Source organism: Flavobacterium sp. WC2430, assembly GCF_040822075.1.
In the GTDB taxonomy this organism is placed as follows: domain Bacteria; phylum Bacteroidota; class Bacteroidia; order Flavobacteriales; family Flavobacteriaceae; genus Flavobacterium.
The window spans coordinates 2,723,080-2,744,818 of record NZ_CP162007.1 but is presented as its reverse complement, the minus strand read 5'-3'; the positions used below and the strand labels follow the sequence as shown (position 1 = coordinate 2,744,818).

At 32.4% G+C, this 21,739-nt stretch carries 23 protein-coding genes; 19 read left to right on the top strand and 4 right to left on the bottom strand.

What is annotated here, in order from left to right; translation table 11 throughout:
- Window positions 1-24: 24 nt before the first annotated feature.
- From AB3G36_RS12040 to AB3G36_RS12030, 3 genes are read left to right on the top strand one after another with little or no spacing between them, the layout of a single operon-like run.
- Window positions 25-153, top strand: a complete 129-nt coding sequence (locus AB3G36_RS12040) for a hypothetical protein (protein WP_367753072.1) — start codon at window positions 25-27, stop codon at window positions 151-153.
- An 11-nt stretch (window positions 154-164) separates the two neighbouring features.
- Window positions 165-404 carry a hypothetical protein gene (locus AB3G36_RS12035; protein ID WP_367753071.1) on the top strand — a complete coding sequence of 80 codons (240 nt, stop codon included), beginning with the start codon at window positions 165-167 and terminating at the stop codon, window positions 402-404.
- A 1-nt stretch (window position 405) separates the two neighbouring features.
- Entirely contained in the window at window positions 406-798 is a 393-nt protein-coding gene (locus tag AB3G36_RS12030) for an ACT domain-containing protein (RefSeq protein ID WP_367753070.1), read from the top strand.
- Between the two features lie 6 nt (window positions 799-804).
- On the opposite strand, the gene AB3G36_RS12025 is transcribed toward AB3G36_RS12030, so the two are convergent.
- A complete protein-coding gene (locus AB3G36_RS12025; protein WP_367753068.1) occupies window positions 805-1,188 on the bottom strand; it encodes an acyl-CoA thioesterase in 384 nt (127 codons plus the stop codon).
- Window positions 1,189-1,256: 68 nt separating this feature from the next.
- Between AB3G36_RS12025 and AB3G36_RS12020 the strand changes: the two genes are divergently transcribed.
- From AB3G36_RS12020 to AB3G36_RS11950, 15 genes are all read left to right on the top strand, one after another.
- Window positions 1,257-1,652: a glyoxalase gene (locus AB3G36_RS12020; protein WP_367753066.1), complete on the top strand. Its 396-nt coding sequence runs from the start codon at window positions 1,257-1,259 to the stop codon at window positions 1,650-1,652.
- A gap of 212 nt (window positions 1,653-1,864) precedes the next feature.
- Window positions 1,865-2,578 (top strand): esterase family protein, encoded by a 714-nt coding sequence (locus tag AB3G36_RS12015; protein ID WP_367753064.1) that lies wholly within the window; start codon window positions 1,865-1,867, stop codon window positions 2,576-2,578.
- A 41-nt stretch (window positions 2,579-2,619) separates the two neighbouring features.
- Complete coding sequence (locus tag AB3G36_RS12010; RefSeq protein WP_367753063.1) at window positions 2,620-3,567, top strand: RimK family alpha-L-glutamate ligase; 948 nt, start codon at window positions 2,620-2,622, stop codon at window positions 3,565-3,567.
- 109 nt (window positions 3,568-3,676) lie between these two features.
- Entirely contained in the window at window positions 3,677-4,783 is a 1,107-nt protein-coding gene (locus AB3G36_RS12005; RefSeq protein ID WP_367753061.1) for a carboxylate-amine ligase, read from the top strand.
- Window positions 4,784-4,825: 42 nt separating this feature from the next.
- Window positions 4,826-5,656, top strand: a complete 831-nt coding sequence (locus AB3G36_RS12000; RefSeq protein WP_367753059.1) for a type 1 glutamine amidotransferase — start codon at window positions 4,826-4,828, stop codon at window positions 5,654-5,656.
- A gap of 14 nt (window positions 5,657-5,670) precedes the next feature.
- Entirely contained in the window at window positions 5,671-6,864 is a 1,194-nt protein-coding gene (locus tag AB3G36_RS11995) for a hypothetical protein (RefSeq protein ID WP_367753057.1), read from the top strand.
- A gap of 489 nt (window positions 6,865-7,353) precedes the next feature.
- Window positions 7,354-7,914, top strand: coding sequence for a gluconate 2-dehydrogenase subunit 3 family protein (locus AB3G36_RS11990; protein ID WP_367753055.1), 561 nt, complete (start codon window positions 7,354-7,356; stop codon window positions 7,912-7,914).
- Window positions 7,915-8,016: 102 nt separating this feature from the next.
- Window positions 8,017-9,720, top strand: a complete 1,704-nt coding sequence (locus AB3G36_RS11985) for a GMC oxidoreductase (protein ID WP_367753053.1) — start codon at window positions 8,017-8,019, stop codon at window positions 9,718-9,720.
- Between the two features lie 8 nt (window positions 9,721-9,728).
- Window positions 9,729-10,895, top strand: coding sequence for a Gfo/Idh/MocA family protein (locus AB3G36_RS11980; RefSeq protein WP_367753051.1), 1,167 nt, complete (start codon window positions 9,729-9,731; stop codon window positions 10,893-10,895).
- A 27-nt stretch (window positions 10,896-10,922) separates the two neighbouring features.
- A complete protein-coding gene (locus AB3G36_RS11975) occupies window positions 10,923-11,975 on the top strand; it encodes a sugar phosphate isomerase/epimerase family protein (RefSeq protein WP_367753049.1) in 1,053 nt (350 codons plus the stop codon).
- 43 nt (window positions 11,976-12,018) lie between these two features.
- Window positions 12,019-13,488, top strand: a complete 1,470-nt coding sequence (locus tag AB3G36_RS11970) for a Gfo/Idh/MocA family protein (RefSeq protein ID WP_367753048.1) — start codon at window positions 12,019-12,021, stop codon at window positions 13,486-13,488.
- Between the two features lie 10 nt (window positions 13,489-13,498).
- A complete protein-coding gene (locus AB3G36_RS11965) occupies window positions 13,499-14,182 on the top strand; it encodes a DUF1080 domain-containing protein (RefSeq protein ID WP_367753046.1) in 684 nt (227 codons plus the stop codon).
- Between the two features lie 61 nt (window positions 14,183-14,243).
- A complete protein-coding gene (locus tag AB3G36_RS11960) occupies window positions 14,244-15,479 on the top strand; it encodes an MFS transporter (RefSeq protein WP_367753044.1) in 1,236 nt (411 codons plus the stop codon).
- Window positions 15,480-15,492: 13 nt separating this feature from the next.
- Window positions 15,493-16,389 (top strand): hydroxypyruvate isomerase family protein, encoded by an 897-nt coding sequence (locus AB3G36_RS11955; RefSeq protein ID WP_367753042.1) that lies wholly within the window; start codon window positions 15,493-15,495, stop codon window positions 16,387-16,389.
- Window positions 16,390-16,407: 18 nt separating this feature from the next.
- Window positions 16,408-17,283, top strand: coding sequence for a sugar phosphate isomerase/epimerase family protein (locus AB3G36_RS11950; RefSeq protein WP_367753040.1), 876 nt, complete (start codon window positions 16,408-16,410; stop codon window positions 17,281-17,283).
- A gap of 36 nt (window positions 17,284-17,319) precedes the next feature.
- On the opposite strand, the gene AB3G36_RS11945 is transcribed toward AB3G36_RS11950, so the two are convergent.
- Window positions 17,320-18,318, bottom strand: a complete 999-nt coding sequence (locus AB3G36_RS11945; RefSeq protein WP_367753039.1) for a phytanoyl-CoA dioxygenase family protein — start codon at window positions 18,316-18,318, stop codon at window positions 17,320-17,322.
- Between the two features lie 157 nt (window positions 18,319-18,475).
- Between AB3G36_RS11945 and AB3G36_RS11940 the strand changes: the two genes are divergently transcribed.
- Window positions 18,476-19,312 (top strand): AraC family transcriptional regulator, encoded by an 837-nt coding sequence (locus AB3G36_RS11940; protein WP_367753037.1) that lies wholly within the window; start codon window positions 18,476-18,478, stop codon window positions 19,310-19,312.
- Window positions 19,313-19,324: 12 nt separating this feature from the next.
- On the opposite strand, the gene AB3G36_RS11935 is transcribed toward AB3G36_RS11940, so the two are convergent.
- Window positions 19,325-19,999: a DUF4240 domain-containing protein gene (locus tag AB3G36_RS11935; protein WP_367753035.1), complete on the bottom strand. Its 675-nt coding sequence runs from the start codon at window positions 19,997-19,999 to the stop codon at window positions 19,325-19,327.
- Window positions 20,000-20,058: 59 nt separating this feature from the next.
- Entirely contained in the window at window positions 20,059-21,714 is a 1,656-nt protein-coding gene (locus AB3G36_RS11930; protein WP_367753034.1) for a M1 family metallopeptidase, read from the bottom strand.
- Window positions 21,715-21,739: the final 25 nt, after the last annotated feature.

Sequence of the window (21,739 nt, the reverse complement as noted above, 5' to 3'; positions counted from 1 at the left end):
GCGACTTTCCTCTAATTTCAGCACATGAGCAGGAAAAAAGCAGGAATGATACGAGAAGGACGTGGACGACAAGTTTTACCATTAAAAACAGGATGGTCCGATAATTTTGAATACTCCCTCTTAGAAACAGATAAAAGGAAATCGCTTAGCTAAAAAAAAATACTATGACTACCACAGATTGGGTTGGATTTATTGGAGTAACAATTCTATTAATCGCTTTCTTTTTAAATCTAAATGACACTATAAAAAAAGAAAGCATAATTTATCTTTCTTTGAATTTCATAGGTGCAGGGATTGCTTGTTTTGCTTCGTTATTGTTGCATTATTTACCTTTTATTATTTTAGAAGGGTCTTGGACATTAGTATCAGCTTATGGTTTATTACACTACTTTAGAAAAAAATAAAATGGCAGGAGAAAAAAATTTAGAAACATTACTAAAAAGCATGAAACCCCAACATAATATTGGGGACTATGTATTTTGTATCACTGATGATCTAAAAAAAATTAACCTAGAAGAAATAATTTTAATATTCAAAGAGCAAGAAGGAACCACCGTAATTATAAAAAAAGAGCTCGCTGATCGATTAAAATTAAACTATTCATTTATTGCTTCTTGGATTACCTTGACAATCCACTCGTCCTTAGAAGCGGTAGGATTAACAGCTGCTTTTTCAAACGCACTCGCACAAGATGGCATTAGTTGCAATGTTGTTGCCGCATTTTATCATGACCATATATTTGTCGACCAAAAGGACATACATAAAGCCATGGAAATTTTAAATCGTTTTTCCAGTTAAAGAAGATTAAAGACGATCTTTTACAAATTCAATCTCTTTTTTACCGTGAGCAGCTGGTTTTCCATCACTGCCTAAATTGACCATTGTAGTATTATCTATTGAAATGATTGTCTCCCGAGTCATCATATTTCTAGCTTCACATTTTAAGGTAAGTGATGTATGTCCAAATTTCACCACGTCAATCCCAATTTCAATAATATCTCCTTGTTTTGCTGAACTTCTAAAATTGATTTCAGACATATGTTTTGTAACTACTCTTGAGTTTTCTAGTTGTATGATGGTGTATAAAGCTAATTCTTCATCAATCCAAGCTAATAATTGACCTCCAAATAATGTTCCATTTGGATTTAAGTCTTCGGGTTTTACCCATTTTCTGGTATGAAATCGCATGTTTTTTATTTAATAATGCTAAAGTAACATTTCCATGCTTATTTTTATTTAATTTTAAAGAAAAAAAGATGAACGAAAGAGCAATTTTTTTAAAGGAATTACGAGGAGAAACAATAGGAACAGTGGGTTTAAGCTCCTCTTCTGACGAAGTGTTTCAAAATCAGGTACTACGCCCTATTTTGAAATTACAAAATGATTTATTCATCGCTTCTTTTAAGAATTATATCACTAAATATAAAAATGATTTCTATTCCCAGTCAACAGAGAAGAAATTAGCACAAATAGAAAATGCTATTCAAAAAGATATCAAATATCGTAATGCCTTAAAAGGGATGGTTATTGGGTTGTTTACAATAGAGGAATATTTAATCTACATAAAGAATTCGTCAAGTCTCAATAAAAGAATGATGGGAATGCTTGTGGAAAGATTAAAGAGTCAAATACAATTATTTGAACAACCTTAAAAGGCAAAACTAACCCAATATAGTTCTAGTTAATAAATTCACTATAGATTTATTAATTACATATTATTTAAAAAAAACAGCTTTTAGGAGTCTGTTGCTATTGGATTCTTTGTTTTCATTATTCGTTCTGTTTTTTATAATAAAATTAAAATTTGACACTTTATTTGAGTGGATTGTACGATTTTTTTCATTATAATTGTTAAAACAAAGTTATGAAAGAGGAATATTTCAAATGGTATTCTCCAAACCTAAATAGAGAGATTGAAATGTTAGTTTTTGGTCATTCGGGCTATCCCGTGATTTTATTTCCAACATCTATGGGAAGTTTTCATGAGAACAAAGATATGGGACTCATCGAATCGGCAAAATGGTTTATTGAACAGGGATTAATTCAAATTTATTGTCCGGATAGTATTGATAAAGACAGTTTTTACAATAAACAAATTCACCCAGTGCATCGCATAGAAAATCATGTTTGGTATGACAAAATGATTTGTCATGAAATTGTGGAAAAAGTAAAAAACAACACTCTATCAGGTAAAGTGGTAGTAGCTGGTTGCAGTTTTGGTGGTTATCATGCAGCAAATTTTGCTTTTAGACATCCAGGATATGTAAGTCATTTATTTTCTATGAGTGGCGCTTTTGACATTAAAAGTTTTATGGACGGATTTCATAATGACGATGTATTTTACAATAGTCCTTTAGATTACTTGTACGGTCTAGAAGATTATGAATTATGGAACATGGATATTGTTTTAGGGACTTCAAATTGGGATATCTGTTATGATGCTAATCTAAAATTAAGTAAAGTACTTAGTGATAGAAATGTGCATCATTGGCTGGATGTTCGCCCAGATAGACAGCATGATTGGCCAGTTTGGAAAGAAATGTTTCCACATTATTTATCAAGAATAAAATTTTATTAGTCCTACTACTAAATTAACTAATCAAGAAAAAATATATCAAAATGAAAAAAATCGGAATTTTATTTGGAATGGAAGATACCTTTCCTCAAGCATTTATTGACAGAGTTAATTCAAAAAACGAAAAAGATATTATAGCTGAAGCGGTTGGTATAGATATGGTCGTTCAAAATAAAGACGGTGAATACGCAGTAATAATAGACCGAATTTCACAAGATGTTCCTTTTTATAGAGCGTATCTAAAAAACGCTGCTTTAACTGGAACAAATGTGATTAATAATCCATTCTGGTGGAGCGCAGATGATAAATTTTTCAATAATTCATTAGCCGATACTCTTGGTGTACCTTTACCTAATACAGTACTCCTTCCTTCGGCAGAACATCCTACAGATACAACAGGTAAATCATTTAGAAATTTGAAATACCCTATGAACTGGGAAGCTATTTTTGATTACATAAAATTCCCTGCTTATATGAAACCGTATGCTGGAGGTGGCTGGAAAAATGTGTATCGATTAGAAAATAAAGAAGAATTTTGGGAGAAACATCAGGAAACAGGACAACTCGTAATGATGCTTCAAGAAGAAATTGTTTTTACTGAATATTTTAGAGTCTATTGCTTAGGCTGCAAAGCAGTACGCATTATGCAATATGAACCTAGAAATCCGCATCATTTGCGTTATGTAATTGATGGTCCACCAGTAGATAAAAAACTTCTAGCAACCATAAAAGATTATACATTAAGACTTTGTAAAGGATTAGGTTATGATTTTAATACGGTTGAATTTGCTGTACGTGATGGAATTCCTTATGCAATTGATTTTGGTAACCCAGCTCCTGATGCAGAACTAACATCAGTTGGTGCTGAAAATTTTGAATGGGTGGTAGAAGAATCAGCAAAAATGGCTATTGCTGCCGCAAAAAAACAAAAGCCAGGAAAAATGAATTTGACTTGGGGAACTTTTATGAAAGAAGCTGTTGCAATAAAATAGTATGTCATTAAATCCAATTCCCTAGCCCAGATAGAAGAGAAAATCCCATCTCGTTTTTCACGAGATGGATTGTATCGAATAGCTGGAAAATGCTCCTAAAAAAATAGAAATGAAAAAATTACCTGTTTTTACACTTGGTGTTGAAGAAGAATATCAAATTATAGATCCCGAAACAAGAGACTTACGCTCCCATCTATCAAAAATTGTTGATGGAGCTAAAATTATACTAAATGAACAGGTAAAAGCAGAAATGCATCAATCTGTTGTGGAAGTAGGGACTAATATTTGCAAAAATGTTGATGAAGCGGAGAAAGAGATTAAGTTTTTAAGAACTAAAATTGTTGAATTAGCTGATAAGCAAAATTTGATTGTTGGTGGTGCTGGAACCCATCCTTTTTCTAAATGGCAAGACCAACCCATTACAGATGATCCCCGTTATCACACGATTGTAAATGAATTACAAGATGCTGCTCGATCCAATTTAATCTTTGGAATGCATTGTCATGTAGGTATCGAAAATAGAGAGATTGGATTGCAATTAATGAATCAAGCTTGCTATTTTCTTCCGCATATTTTTGCGCTATCAACCAATTCCCCTTTTTGGGAAGGTCGACAAACAGGGTACAAATCGTTTCGAACAAAAGTTTTTGATAAATTTCCACGAACCGGTTTACCAGAATATTTTGATTCGGTTGCCTCTTATGATAACTTTTTGGAGACTTTAGTAAAAACAAATTGTATTGATAATCCAAAGAAAATTTGGTGGGATTTACGCTTGCATCCTTTCTATGATACCATTGAATTTCGTATTTGTGATATGAGTTTAACAGTTGAGGAGACGATGTGTATAGTATCTGTAATTCAAGCTGTTGTTGCTAAATTGTATAAATTAAACTTACATAACATGAGCTTTAATATTTATAGATTAGCGCTAATAAAAGAAAATAAATTTCGTGCTGCTCGCTATGGAATTGAAGGACATATGATTGATTTTGGACTTCAAAAAGAAGTTGAAACAAGAATGCTAATTTTAGAATTACTTGAATTTGTTGACGATGTAGTTGATGAATTAGGAAGTCGTGATCACATTAATTATGTTCATGAAATTTTAAAAAATGGAACTGGCGCCGCAAAACAGTTGGCCGTTTTCGAAAAAACAAATGACTTGACAAAAGTGGTTGATTTTATAACTGGAGAATTCACAAAAGGATTATAAAATAATAGATTAACTTTGCGGATTATTTATAAAGATTTAAAAATGAGCAAGAAAAAGATAACAATAGCACTTTTAGACATGTATAATGGTGAGCCCAATCAAGGCATGCGTTGTATTATTGATGTTATTAGTAGATTTAATCCTATTGTAGACTTTAAAATATTTGATGTAAGGGGAAAATGTGAAATACCTGAAATCAACCTTTTTGATATTTATATTTCTACTGGCGGTCCGGGAAATCCGTTAATTGGTGATGGAACTTGGGATACGAAATACTATGAATTCATTGATGCTTTAACCAAGTGGAATACCGAAAATGAAGTAAAAAAGCATGTTTTATTTATTTGTCATTCTTTCCAAATGGCTTGTAAACATTTTGGTTTGGCCGAAATAACAAAAAGGAATGATACTTCATTTGGCGTAATGACGATTCATAAAACAAAAGAGGGGCTTTTAGATCCACTTTTTCAAGGGTTAAGCGATCCTTTTTATGCAATTGATTCTAGAGATTATCAAGTAGTTCAGCCAAAGCTAAGTGTATTTAAGAAAAATGGAGCAAAGATAATTTCATTAGAAAAAATTAGAGATCATGTTCAATATGAACGTGCTATAATGGCAGTACGTTTTACAGATTATTTTGTAGGAACACAATTCCATCCAGAGGCCGATCCTATTAGTTTTGTTTCCCACTTAAGAAATAAAGAAGCGAAGGATAAAATTAGAAATATGAAAGGGAAAAGAAAGTTTAGAAATATGCTTGAAGACCTAATGGATGACGATAAAATATACAGAACAAACGAAACCTTGATTCCAAATTTTCTTCGAACTGCAATAAACGACTTGATAAAAACAAAAAAAATCATGTCTAATTAATCACCCCAAATCTTATGATTCCAAAGTATCGAAAATTATTTAATGAACAATTTACAGATAAAAAATATCAGGAATTTAAAGATGATATTGCCTCTGATTTTGATTACGAACCTACTTTTCGATTAGGAGAAACTCCTTTTTTTATATCTAAAAATTTAAAAAAACAATTAATCGAAGGCTCGAATGAAGTTATAGCTTTAATTCAGAGTAAACGCTTTAAAAAGCTAACTAATAAATCATTAGAACTAAATCATAAAGTTCCAAATGAAGATAATCACACGACTTTTTTAGCGATTGATTTCGGAATTTGTGAAGAAGATGGCATGATTATTCCTAAATTGATAGAAGTACAAGGATTCCCATCTTTATTTAATTATCAAGTTAATTTATTTAATAAATTTAAGAAACACTATCCATTTATAAATGAACTAACTCCATTTATTACTGGAATTACTGAAGAAGAATACATGCAAAATCTCGAAGAAGTAATTTGTAATAATTACCCTAAAGAAAATGTTATTCTGCTTGAAATTGAACCTGAAAAGCAAAACACTAAAATCGACTTTTATTATTGCAAAAGAGATTTAGGTATACCTATAGTTTGCGTTACGGAACTGATTAAAAAAGGAAAGCAACTTTTTTATAAAAATAAAGAAGGTAATGAGATTCTTGTAAGAAGAATTTACAATCGAGTGATTTTTGATGAATTGGATTTGCGCACGGATTTAAAATTAAATTTTCATTTTTCAGATGATCTTGATGTGGAATGGGCTGGACATCCCAATTGGTTTTTTAGAATAAGTAAGTTTATCTTGCCTTTGTTAAAAGGGAAATACTTTATAGAGACTACACTCTTAAGTGAATTAACTGAAATACCAGAGGATTTAGAAAATTATGTTTTAAAACCATTATTCTCTTTTTCTGGATCTGGAGTGATTTTTCATGTGAAAAAAGAAGATATTGAAGCTGTGGTCGAAAAAGAACTTTATATACTTCAGAAAAAAGTAAATTACATGCCCATAGTTCAATCACCAGAGGGAAAAGTAAAGGCAGAAGTCCGTGTTCTTTGCACCTGGAAAAAAAATGATGTTGCACCTACTCTACTTTGCAATTTGGTTCGATTAAGTCGTGGAGAAATGATTGGCGTAAAATTCAATAAAGATAAGAATTGGGTTGGTGGTACTATTGGACTATTTGAAAAGGAATAATGTTAACCTTTAGCTACTACAATCTGTTTAATTATCTATTATTTTGTTGTTGTTTTTTTCAAAAAAAATCTTTTTTATCTAACTAAATTAACCCTATTTTTCCGTATATTCCTATTAGTAAAAAAACAGGAAGATTTTACTTATTAATAATTTAGTTTAAATGTCATTTTAACGCAATGAAATCCATGAAAATCCAAAAACAGACCTTTTTCGATTTGAAAAACAGTCATAAATAGCTATAAATTGGATATTATATCGTTTTCGAAGATGTCATTTGTTTAATAATAATGCATTTACTGCTACATAAATCAATTTCATTTGCTATTTAATAGCTATTTTTCAGTGTTTAAACAATTATTTTGAAAATACTTTAATTCTTTAATATTTTAACATAAAAAAAATGATGCTTCTTTTTTTTTCTTTATTATTGTATAGCTTTGATAAACTCATGATAATCAACAATACTAATTACTATTAAAAAATCAGCAAATGGATAGACGTAAAGCAATAAAAAACTTGGCACTTGTACTTGGAGGTGTCATCTCTGCTACAACAGTGGGGATTTTAATTAAGGATTTTGTTATTCCTGAAAATGACAACAAAAAATTCTCTTTTTCAGCAACAGATGAAGATTTTCTATCTGAATTCGCTGACTTATTGATACCAACAACTAAAGCTTCGCCTGGAGCGAAAGCAGCAGGTTTGGGTGCGTTTATTCCTATGATGATTAATGATTGTTATCCAGCCGATTTGCAACAAACTTTTGCAACAGGTATGAAAGAAATGCAAGATAAATGCATGAGTCAATTTAATAAAGACTTTAAATCGCTATCAATAGAAGACCGTACTAAAATTGTTGAAGAAACAAGTAAAGAGTCATTAGTTGATATTAATAAACCAAGCTTTTTTATTATCGCTAGAGATTTAACCATTTTAGGATATTTTTCATCAGAAATTGGGTGTACTCAAGCACGTGAATATTTGGCTGTTCCTGGAAGATATGATGGAAGTGCTGAATACAAACCTGGGCAAAAAGCTTGGGCAACATAGTAAACCTTTCAAAAATAAATTTCGTATCCATTATATGGAGGATACAAAATAGTACTTTTTAAAAAAATAATCTTCACATTAATCAAATTTAATAGCGCTGGAATGAATATAAATACAAATTTAAAAGAAGAGAATACTTATGACGCAATTGTTGTAGGTTCAGGTATAAGCGGTGGTTGGGCTGCAAAAGAACTAACCGAAAAAGGATTAAGAGTTTTGATGTTAGAACGCGGAATGAACATCGAACACATCAAAGATTACGATTCTGCAATGAAAAACCCATGGGAGTTTAAGCATGCGGGAAAACATACAGAAGAAGAAAAAAGAACACATCCAGTACAAATTAGAGATTATCCATACCAGGAAGCGAATGAAAAATGGTGGGTTAATGATTTAGAATGCCCATATACTGAAGACAAAAGATTTGATTGGTATAGAGGGTTTCACGTTGGTGGAAAATCTTTAATGTGGGGACGTCAAAGCTACCGTTTTAGTGATCACAATTTTGAAGATAATGCAAAAGATGGTCATGGTAATGACTGGCCTATTCGTTATAAAGATATTTCTCCATGGTACGATTATGCAGAGAAATTTGCAGGGATAAGTGGTCAAAATGAAAATTGGCCTTTACTACCTGATGGGCATTTTTTACCTCCAATGGATTTAAATTGTGTGGAGAAGTCCGTTAAAGAGAGAATGGAAAAACATTACAATAGAACTAGAATCTTAACTATTGGACGTACTGCTAATTTAACTGTTCCTCATAATGGACGTGGAAGCTGTCAATATAGAAATTTATGTAGTCGTGGATGTCCTTTTGGTGCTTACTTTAGCACACAGTCCTCTACTCTACCTGCAGCGATGGCTACTAACAGATTAACGGTTAGACCTTACTCTATTGTAAATCATATTATTTATGATAAAGACACTAAAAAAGCAAAAGGAGTAATGGTTATTGATGCAGAAACTAATGAGACAATGGAGTTTTATGCTAAAATTGTTTTTGTAAACGGTTCTACATTAGGTTCTACTTTTATCTTATTAAATTCTACTTCAGAAGCACATCCAGAAGGTTTAGGAAATGCTAGTGGACAATTAGGTCACAACTTAATGGATCACCATTTTCGTTGTGGAGCTTCAGGAACTGCCGAAGGTTTTGAGGATAAATACACTTATGGACGTAGAGCCAATGGTGTTTATGTACCTAGATATCAAAATGTAGGTAATGATAAAAGAGATTATTTAAGAGGTTTTGGTTATCAAGGTGGTGCTAGTAGAAACCCTTGGCATGAAGAGGTTGCTGAATTATCATTTGGTGGTGATTTTAAAGACAAATTAAGTCTTCCTGCGAATACATGGAATATGGGATTAGGTGGTTTTGGAGAAATGTTACCTTACTACGAAAACAAAGTATATATCAATCATGATAAAAAAGACAAATGGGGCCAACCTGTTTTAGCTATTGATTGTGAATACAAAGAGAACGAGAAAAAAATGAGAATTGACATGATGAATGATGCTGCAGAAATGCTTGAAGCTTCAGGAATTAAAAATGTTCAAACTTATGATAATGATTGTTACCCAGGAATGGCAATACATGAAATGGGAACTGCTAGAATGGGTAATGACCCTAAAACATCCGTTTTAAACAAATGGAATCAAATGCATGAAGTAAGTAATGTATTTGTAACAGATGGTTCTTGTATGCCTTCTATTGCATGTCAAAATCCATCATTAACATTTATGGCATTAACAGCACGTGCTTGCGATTATGCAGTTAAAGAATTAAATAAAGGAAATATTTAGGATTATAAATGATGAATAGAAAATTAAAAATGGGTATGATTGGCGGTGGTCAAGATGCTTTTATAGGTGCAATACACCGCTTAGCAGCCAATATGGACGGTCTTATTGAATTAAGTTGTGGAGCATTAAGCATAACACCCGAAACAGCAATTGCTTCTGGTAAAGCGCTATTCCTTCCTGAATCCAGAACCTATACTTCTTATGAAGAAATGATCAAAGCGGAAGCCAACTTACCAGTTGGTGAGCGCATGGATTTTGTTACTATTGTTACTCCTAATTTTGCTCATTTTGCTCCTGCAATGATGGCCTTAGATTATGGTTTTAATGTTGTAATCGAAAAACCAATTACTTTTTCTTTGGAAGAAGCAAAGCTATTGGAACAAAAATTGGAAGAAACCGGATTAATTCTATGCTTGACACATACCTACTCAGGGTATCCAATGGTAAAGCAAGCTAAGGCAATGCTTAAAGAAGGCAAACTAGGAAAAATTAGAAAAGTTTGGGTAGAATATCCTCAAGGGTGGTTAAGTAAATTATCCGAAAGAGAAGGAAATGCACAAGCTGCTTGGCGAACAGATCCAAAAAAAGCAGGAAAAAGTTCTGTAATGGGAGATATTGGCACACATGCTGCACATTTAGCAGAATACATCACTGGAGCTAAGATTACAGACATCTGCGCTGAATTAAATACACTTGTCGAAGGACGTGTAATGGATGATGACGGAGCTGTAATGTTGAAATTTGATAATGGAGCTAAAGGAGTTTTAATGGCTTCTCAAGTAGCTGCTGGTGAAGAAAATGCTTTAAAAATTAGAGTCTATGGTGAAAAAGGCGGAATCGAATGGTTGCAACATGATCCGAATACTTTGATTGTAAAATGGCTTGATGAACCTACTCAAATTTTAAGAGCGGGTTCTAATTATGGTCATCTATCATCATTTGCGACTCATAATTGCCGAACACCAGGAGGACATCCAGAAGGATATTTGGAAGCATTTGCCAATATCTATCGCAATTTTGCCTTAACATTAGGCTGCAAATTAGACGGTATAGAACCTACCCCAGAAATGTTAGATTTTCCTTCTATTGAAGATGGATTGCGAGGAATGGCATTTATTGATAGTGTAGTAGCATCTGCTAATTCAGATAAAAAATGGTCGCCTTATATATTATAAAATCTAAGTAGACAAAAAGAATAAAAAATGACAACAATACAAGGTCCAGCAGTATTTTTAGCACAGTTTATTAGTGATGAAGCCCCTTTTAATTCTTTAGACGGAATTTGTAAATGGGCTGCAGATTTAGGTTTTAAAGGTATCCAAATGCCTACGTTAGATACTCGGTTTATTGATCTACAAAAAGCTGCCGAAAGCAAAATATATACAGATGAACTAACAGGGAAAATTGCTTCCTACGGTTTAGAAATAACCGAATTATCTACACATTTACAAGGGCAACTTGTTGCTGTTCACCCTGCTTATGATGATTTATTTGATGCATTTGCTCCAGCAAATGTGCATGGAAAACCAAAAGCAAGACAAGAATGGGCAGTGCAGCAATTAAAATATGCTGCAAAAGCATCTCAAAATTTAGGTTTAAATGCACATGCCACTTTTAGTGGTTCTTTGCTTTGGCAATATTTTCACCCTTGGCCACAAAGACCAGCAGGTTTAGTTGAAGAAGGATTTGCTGAATTAGCAAAACGTTGGTTGCCTATTTTAAATGAATTTGATCAAAATGGTGTGGATCTTTGTTATGAGATACATCCTGGTGAAGATTTATTTGATGGAGAAACCTACGAAATGTTCTTGAAGGCGGTCAACAACCATTCAAGAGCATGTATTTTATATGATCCTTCTCATTTTGTACTCCAACAATTAGACTATATCCAGTACATTGATTTTTATCATGAAAGAATAAAAGCATTTCATGTAAAAGATGCCGAATTTAATCCAACTGGGAAGCAAGGAACATTTGGTGGATATCAAAGTTGGGCCAACCGTGCAGGGCGTTATCGTTCTCCGGGAGATGGTCAAGTTGATTTTAAAACTATTTTCAGCAAACTTTCTCAATATGATTTTAAAGGTTGGGCTGTAATGGAATGGGAATGCTGTATAAAAAATCAAGAAGATGGTGCTCGTGAAGGTGCTGAGTTTATAAAAAATAATATAATTAAGGTTACTGATAAGGCCTTTGATGATTTTGCTTCAGTAAATAGTAGTCAAGAATTTAACAGAAAAATATTAGGGCTTTAAATTTCTCATTTATTCAATCAATAATTAAAATCTTTCGATAAGCATGAAAAAAGAAAAAGTTAAAAAAATTGAAGAAAGTAAAATCATAAATAATCGACGTGATTTTATAAAAACCAGTGCTTTAGCCACAGCGGCATTTATGATTGTTCCTAGACATGTTTTAGGAAGAGGATTTATTGCTCCTAGTGATCGCTTATTAATTGCAAGCATTGGTGTAGGCGGTAAAGGACAGTCAGATATCGCGATGTTTGATAAAAGTGGTAAAGCTTCAATTTCTTTTCTTTGTGATGTTGATGACAGAAGGGCAGCAAAAACAGTTAATGCATTTCCAAAAGCCAAATATTATAAAGACTGGAGAGAAATGTTTGATAAAGAACACAAAAATTTTGATGCTGTTTCAGTAGCAACACCAGATCATAACCATGCTATTCAAACCCTTGCAGCAATGCAGTTAGGAAAGCATGTCTATGTTCAAAAACCGTTAACTCATGATATCTATGAAGCTAGAATTCTAACTCAAGCTGCAGCGAAATACAATGTAGTTACTCAAATGGGAAATCAAGGTGCTTCAAATGATGGTACTCGTATAATGAAAGAGTGGTATGACGCAGATTTGATTGGAGACGTCCATACTGTTTATGCTTGGACTGACCGTCCTGTTTGGCCTCAAGGTATCCCCTGGCCTACTAGTAAAACTGAGATTCCAAAAGAATTAGATTGGGATTTATGGTTGGGTACTGCTCCTCAAAAAAATTATGTAGATAAACTAGTTCCTTTCAACTGGAGAGGATGGTGGGATTATGGAACTGGAGCTTTGGGTGATATGGGCTGTCATTTAATTGAAGCTCCATTTAGTGTTTTAAATTTAAAATACGCCAAAGACGTTCAATGTAGTGTTGGATCAGTATATGTAGATGAGTTTAAAAGAGGTTATTTTCCAGAAAGTTGTCCTCCATCAAGTCATGTTACATTAACATTTCCTAAAACCAATAAAACCAATGGAGACGTTACTTTGCATTGGATGGATGGAGGTATTCAACCTGAAAGACCATTAGAATTAGAACCAAATGAAATTTTTGGAGATGGTGGAAATGGTACTTTATTTGTTGGGACTAAAGGAAAAATGATGTGCGATACATATGGTAGAAATCCGAGATTACTTCCATTAACCAAAAATGAAAATTTAAATATCGCTCAAAAATACTCTAGAGTTGTTGACGGTTCAGAAGGGCATTATAAACAATGGATTGAAGCAGCAATTGCGGGTCACGGAAAAAAAGAGTTAAGTTCTCCTTTTGAAATTGCAGGTCCATTGACAGAAGCCTTATTGATGGCAAATTTAGCCATAAGAGGCTATGATGTACAAAAAGAAGTAGGTGGGAAAACTAAATATCCAGGACGTTCTGTAAAATTACTTTGGGATAATGATGCCATGAGAATCACCAATTTTGATGATGTGAATCAATTTGTAAAAAGAGAATACCGTCAAGGTTGGAACAATCTAACTTTGTAAATATCCCATTATGATAAAGAAAATAGTATTATCACTAGGCTTAATCTTCATTATGCAAAATACTCAAGCCCAAAAAAAATTCACTCGCCTGTTTGATGGTAAAACAACAAATGGATGGCATTCTTATGGAAAAACAAGCGCAGGTGCTGCATGGAAAGTGGATAAAGGGGTTCTACATTTTGATCCTTCAGCTGCTGAAAATGGTCAAGGAGGAGATCTTGTTACGAATAAGGAATATTCTAATTTTCATTTAAAGTTAGATTGGAAAGTAGCTCCTAAATCAAATAGCGGAATTATATTTTTCATCCATGAAGATCCTGCAAAATACAAGAATACATACGAAACAGGTTTAGAAATGCAGGTTTTGGATAACGAGGGTCATCCTGATGGAAAAATTGACAAGCATAGAGCTGGAAACTTATATGATTTGATTAAAAATGATATTGAACCTGTAAAAGCTGTTGGAGAATGGAATACAGCTGAAGTAATTTGCAACAAAGGGAAACTTACTCTAATATTAAATGGAGTGACTGTTGTAAAAACTATGTTATGGGATGACAACTGGAAAAAATTAGTTGCTGGAAGTAAATTTAAAGCTTGGAGTGATTTTGGAACATTTAAAACTGGAAAAATTGCTTTGCAAGATCATGGTGAAAACGTCTGGTTCAAAAATATTGAAATAAAAGAATTATAATCCGGAATGGATTTAAAGAGTAAGAAACTAAAAACAAAATATATAAACTAACCAATAATAAATGAATACTACAATACGAATAAAACTATCAATAATGATGTTCCTAGAATTTTTTATCTGGGGTGCGTGGTTCGTAACATTAGGAACCTTTTTAGCAAGTAATTTAAAAGCCTCTGGAGCTGATTCAGCTGCAGTTTTTTCAACACAGTCGTGGGGTGCAATCATAGCACCGTTTATTATCGGATTGATAGCTGACCGCTATTTTAATGCTGAGAAAATATTAGGAATTCTTCACCTTGTGGGTGCATTTTTAATGTATCAAATGTATATGTCGGATGATGTTAGTGTATTTTATTATTTTGTTTTAGGATATATGATACTATTTATGCCAACATTGGCCCTAGTAAATTCAGTATCGTTTAATCAAATGACTGATCCTGAAAAAGAATTTTCAAACATTAGAGTTTGGGGAACAATTGGTTGGATCTTAGCAGGTTTATCAATTAGTTATTTGTTTCATTGGGATTCTGTAGAGGGGGTTTCTAATGGAATGCTAAAAAATACATTTTTACTTGCTGGAATAGTATCATTAGTATTAGGTATTTTCAGTTTTGTGCTACCAAAAACACCTCCAAAAGTTGCTTCTACTGAGAAAATTAAAATTGGTGATTTATTAGGGTTTGACGCCTTAAAATTATTAAAAGATAAAAACTTTGCTGTATTCTTTATTTCTTCAATTCTTATCTGTATTCCATTGGCGTTTTATTATCAAAATGCACATCCTTTTTTGACTGCAGCAGGAATTGATAATCCAACAGGGAAAATGGCTATAGGTCAAGTGTCTGAGACTTTATTATTGCTTTTGCTTCCAGTGTTTTTTACAAGATTCGGATTCAAGAAAACAATTTTGTTAGGAATGCTTGCTTGGGCAATTCGTTATGCTTTGTTTGCTTATGGTAATGGGGATAACTTGAGCTTTATGCTTATTATTGGGATTGCATTGCATGGTATTTGTTATGATTTCTTCTTTGTGGCTGGACAAATTTATACCAACTCAAAAGCGGGAGAAAAATATAAAAGTGCTGCACAAGGCTTAATAACTCTTGCTACTTATGGAGTTGGTATGTTAATTGGTTTTGCAGTTGCAGGATGGATTACAGATAATTACAAAATGATTGATGGTGCAATTAACTGGCAAATGGTTTGGATTATTCCTGCTGCAATTGCTTTTGGTGTATTTTTATTTTTTGCTACTTTATTCAATGAAAAAAGTAAAAATAAAGTTGAAGCAGCCTAAATATATATTTTTTATGAGTAATCAAATAAATAGAAGATCTGTAATAAAAGGAATCCTTGCTGGAACTGCAGTATTAGGATTTCCATCGGGTTTTTCTACAATGGCCAATACAAAAAAAGAAGACGCAACTATGCCATCTGATTCTTTAAAAGGAAAATTAAATCATTCTGTTGCACGTTGGTGTTTTAGTGATTTTGAAATTGAAACACTTTGTATTGAAGTTAAAAAAATGGGAATCACTGGAATTGATTTAGTTGGTCCCAAAGATTGGCCTGTTTTAAAAAAACATGGTCTAGTTTCTACCATGTGTAATGGTGCAGAGCTCAATTTAGTAGATGGTTTTAATGATTTACAATTTCATGAAGCTCTGATAAAGAATTATTCCGAAATGATTCCTTTGGTGGCAGAAGCAGGTTATAAAAATTTGATTTGTTTCAGTGGAAGCCGAAGAGGTAAAACAGATGAAGAAGGTTGGCAAAATTGTGTAATTGGGTTACAAAAGTTAATTCCTTTAGCTGAAAAACACAATGTAACCTTAGTGATGGAACTTTTAAACAGTAAAATTGACCATCATGATTACCAATGTGATAGAACCGCATGGGGAGTAGAATTAGCAAAACGCTTAAATTCCGAAAACTTCAAATTACTTTATGATATCTATCATATGCAAATTGATGAAGGTGATGTAATAAGGAATATTACTGATAATCACCAATATATTGCTCATTTTCATACTGCTGGCGTTCCCGGACGACATGAAATTGATGAGACTCAGGAATTAAATTATGTTGCAATTATGAAAGCAATCGCAGCAACTGGTTACAAGGGATTCATTGGTCAAGAATTTATACCTAAAAATGCTAACAAATTAGAATCTTTGAGAAAAGCGATTCTAATTTGTGATATCTAATAAACTAAAAACAAACTCATGATAAAAAGAAGAGATTTTTTAATAAATAGTGGCTTGGCGCTAAGTGCATTAGCCATTGCCCCTTCCTTTGCATTTGCTGCAAAAAAGAAAGCGATTGGAATTCAATTATGGACATTGAGAGATACTTTTCCAAAAGATGTTAAAGGAGTATTGGCTCAAGTTGGAAAAATAGGATTTAACGAAGTGGAAACTTTTGGTTTTTCTCCCACAAAAGGTTTTTTTGGGACATCAGTTAAGGATTTCAAAAAAATGCTTTGTGACAATGATTTAAAAGCAACGAGTAATCATTTTGATTTTAATGGTTATATAGAAAATGGGAATACAGATGTAATTAAGTCCTACACTGAAGCAGCTAATATATTAGGTAGTGAATACATTACCGTTCCTTATGTTGTAGAGAACTTAAGAGGTAAAACTAGTGATGATTATAAAAAATTAGCCTTAAAAGTTAATAAAGCAGCCGAAATTTGCAAGGCCGCTGGTTTAAAATTAGCATATCATAATCATGATTTTGAATTTACTAAATTCGGAGCAACTAATGGTTATGAAATTTTACTAAATGAAACTGATAAAAAATTAGTTGATTTTGAAATGGATTTATATTGGGTAGTACGTGCAGGCCATGATCCATTGCAATTATTTAAAGAACATCCAGGCCGTTTTAAAATGTGGCATGTAAAAGATATGGATAAAGCCAATCATGAATTTAATGCTGTGATAGGAACTGGAACTATTGACTTTAAATCTATTTTTGCTCAATCGGAACTTTCTGGAATGAAACGTTTCTTTTTGGAACATGAAAGCAACTACATTCCTAATCCAATAGAATCTGCAGCTGCTAGTTATAATTATATAAAGAACAACTTAATATAAAGCCACAAAAAAGGGATACTTTTCGTATCCCTTTTTTTATTCCCATTTATCAAGTCCTAATAATTTTTTACCTAAATCGGTCAACTCTGCAGTTTCATATTTAGTTTGCTCCCATTTGCGTGGATCTCCCGGAAAAGCATATCCTTCAGGTGCTACCCTATTTTTCCAAGAATTAATACGCCATTGTTTAAGCTCTTCATTATCTTCTTCTGCTGGCATCATAGAAATATATTGTGCCATTCTCACTTTATCCTTTGTTATATTAGGTCGTATCCCATGAGGTTGTGTACTATTGAAAATTAATAAATCCCCAGCTTCCATTTTTACTTTTACAAATTTATCTTCTAATCCTGTTACATCTGGTTTAAAACGGTTACGATCTTCGGGTTGTGTTAATTTCCAGGTATCATAATTGCGATATAAATCAGGAATACATTGAAAACCTCCCATATTTTCATCCGTTTGATCAGCTAAGGCAAGAACACCTTGAACGTTTTGTGGCTTGGTTTCAGGATCATAATCCCAATGAATAAATCCTTTAAAATCAAAACCAGGTCTGATTGGCAAATTTAAGTTGGCTCTATCAATAGTGACCCATAATTTCTCGGTTCCCCAAATATCAACAAATGCGTCATATACTTTCTGCATTTGACGATTATCCCATTGGTATTGGTGATTGTACACTTCGACCATACCACTATTAGTAAGTTCTTTCATTTGCATTTCGGCTCTTGGTGGAGCGTACCAAGTTTCGGGGTCATTTTGATTTTTTTCTTCAAATTCCCATAAAAAGTCAGCCATCTTTTTAGCATTCTCCTTTGGAACAGCATTTTTTATCACAATATATCCGTTCTTTTTCCAAAATTTCCAATCTTCTTCTGTTAATAAACGTAAGGGCTTCCCATCAGAACGATCATTCAATTTTAAAGTACTCGATTTTGCCGTTGAAGGATTTCCAGGAATGTCTTTATGAGCATTATTAGTTGTCATAGTAGGCACCATATTTGGTGTCATTGTTTTTTCCTTATTTTCCATTATTTAAAGTTTTAGTTATTATTAATAATTCAAAATTATAAAAAATGAATGCCATTAATTTCTACAAAATTCTCTTCTATTTGTACAATATTGATTTATTTACTACTTTTAATCGTTATTATGTATATTTTTGAACAATTATTAGTTTTAAATAAAAATGAAAATAGTTTTTGAAGACATAAAAAGATTAGCAGGAAGCTCATTCCGAATATTAGTAAATCCAAAATTGAACGATTTCTATTATTGGCATTTTCACCCTGAATTTGAACTAACTTTTATCGTTGCCCCAAGTGGAACAAGACGTGTAGGAAATCATGTCGGAAATTTTGAAGGAAGTGATTTAGTTTTTATAGGTTCTAATATTCCACATTTGAACTTTGATTATGGAATAAAAACGGAATATGAGAAAGTAGTTTTACAGATCAAAGAAGATTTTTTCAAAAATGATTTAGCTTCAACTCCTGAGTTAGCTTCAATTTATCAGTTTTTTGAAAATTCAAAAAGAGTAATTTGTTTTGATGGAAAAATCAAAAAAACTGTTGGTAAAAGACTACAGAAGCTACATTTATTAGCCCATTTTGATCAATTCATAGAAGTGTTATCCATATTTCAATTGCTTGCAAACACAAAAGAAATGACACTTTTACATGATGTTCCCTTTGAAAATATTTATAATAATAAGGAGCAATTGCGTTTAAAAATTGTGTACGAATTTATTGAAGAAAACTTTCAAAGATCTATTTCATTAGAAGAAATAGCTGAAAAAACGAATTTATCTAAAGCTGCTTTTTGCCGTTATTTCAAAAAAATGACGCAATTAACTTTTATAGAATTCCTCAATCAGTATCGTATTGAACAAGCAAAAAGACTTTTAAAAAGTGATAAAAATGTAACTGAAACCTGTTATGAATGCGGGTTTGAAAGCTTGTCTTATTTTAATAGAATATTCAAAAAAGTAGTAGGCATAAACCCTATTCAGTTTAAGAAAAAGTAAGTATTTGGTATTTTATTTCCAAAGATTTTTAAATAAAATTGGACAAATTACTCCCATGGTTTTAGGTTCATCAACATTCCATGAAAATTTCAAAACAGGGTAATTTTCATCATTTGTAACAAATCTATCGTAATCTATATAAGAGAATAATTCTTTATCGGTTTTGTTTTTAAAAGCATTCATCGCCACATACCAAAAACCTTCAAACTCATAGTTCTCCTGCCCTTTTGTTACTAAATTAATTAGGGCATCAGGATTATCTTTTACTTTATAGAATGCATCTTTTCCCTTAGCAATTAACCAACATCTAAAATATTCAAAACCACCATCAGAACAACCACCATTGATAATATATGCTGCACACCATAAATTTTCATTATAAGTGTCAAAAAGAAGTTTGTCAGTTCTTAAACGAAAACCAATCATTTCTTTTGGGCTTAATTTTTCAATTTCTGAAATTAAAAAAAGCTCTTGGTCCTCTTGGTTTGTAGTTTGTTTTATAGAGTTTTCAACTATTGTCCAATATAAATCCTCATTAAGCATTTCACTTGACTTAGCGATTGCTATTGTATCACCAAAAGTACTGGTGTTCGCAATTGCTAGATCTTGATTCTCAACATTAGTTTGACCCATTGTAAAATGACTAACAAATAATAAAGAAAACAATTTTATGGCTGAATTTTTCATGATTTGAAAAGTATTTTACAGTTGCTTATTTTAAAAAACTGAGGTAAAATTAGCAAAATTTATTCTGAAATATCAAATCCTGCTACATAAAAATCCTTGTCTATTTGTAATTTTTTTATTTTGAATTCAGCAGTTTCAGTACTCCATTCAGTATTAGGTTTTAACCATTTTTCTTTTCCGTCAATTAAAACTTTTACTGGCATATTAAATCCTGTTACACAATTTGTCCAACGAAAACCTAATTTGTTTTCTTTGAAATAATATTCTAAAGTTGGAATATGAGTATCTCTTAAGTATTGATTAAAAACGGTTGATAAGTCAATTCCAACTGCTGTTGTCAAATAATCTTCAATTTGTTTTGTAGTTACTGTTTGATGGTAAAAAGTACTGTTTAATCCTCTAAGGATAGAACGCCATTTTTCATCATTATTTACAATTTGGCGAATTGTATGTAACATATTTCCTCCCTTAGGATACATATCGCCAGAACCTTCATTGTTTACATCGTAATTTCCAATGATTGGCTTATCATTCTTAATTCCTTTTCTTGTACCTCTCACATACTCGGCTCCCGCTTCTTTTCCATAATAATATTCTACAAAAAGACTTTCTGCATAATTGGTAAAGCTTTCATGGATCCACATATCAGCAATATCTCGATATGTTATATTATTAGCAAACCATTCGTGTCCCGATTCATGAATAATTATAAAATCAAATTTTAGACCCCAGCCAGTTCCACTTAAATCTCGACCTCGATATCCATTTTTAAAACCATTACCATATGTAACGGAACTTTGATGTTCCATTCCTAAATAAGGCGCTTCAACAAGTTTATAACTATCTTCATAAAAAGGATAAGGGCCAAACCAATGTTCAAAAGCTTTAAGCATGCGCGGAACGTCTGTGAATTGCTCTTTGGCTTTAGCCAAATTATCTCTCAGTACATAATAACTGCAATCTAGATCTCCTTTTTCTCCTTTGTATTTTTCAGAAAAAGTAACATAATCCCCAATGTTTATGTTGACTCCATAATTATTAATAGGGTTTGAAACATACCAATTGTACGTTTTTGTTCCATCTTTTAATTTTTTTACGCTTAGCAAACGACCATTGGAAACATCCATCAAATTTCCTGGCACATTTACGCTAATCATCATATTTTCCCCTTCGTCATACATATGATCTTTATTGGGCCACCAAACACTGGCTCCCAATCCTTGACAAGAAGATGCTATAAATAAATTATTGTTAGAATCTTTTTTCCAAGTGATTCCTCCATCCCAAGGTGGATTTACTGCAACTTTTGGTTTTCCTCCGTAAAAAACAATAAGTTCTTTTGTGGCACCAATAATTTGTGGTGAAACTAAATCAATAAAAAAGGCATTTCCTTCTCGGGTATATTTTAGCGTTTTGCCATCTTGAATTACTTTATAGATTTCCATTGGATTTTGTAGATCTACCTGCATCTTATTATACTCTTCTAATACTTTATATGTAATAGTGTTAGAGCCTGTAATTGTGCTATCTGAAGGATTAACTTTAATATCTAAATGATATTTTTTTACATCCCACCACGCTCTCTCTTTTGTAATACTTCCTCGTAAAGTATCCTGTCTAGTAAATTGTAATTCAGACTTTGATAAAAGACCTTGAGCCGTACTATTTTGTAAAAACAGTAAAAATAAAAAAATGGATGCGAAATACTTTTTCATGAAATTGTGAGGATATAAATATTTT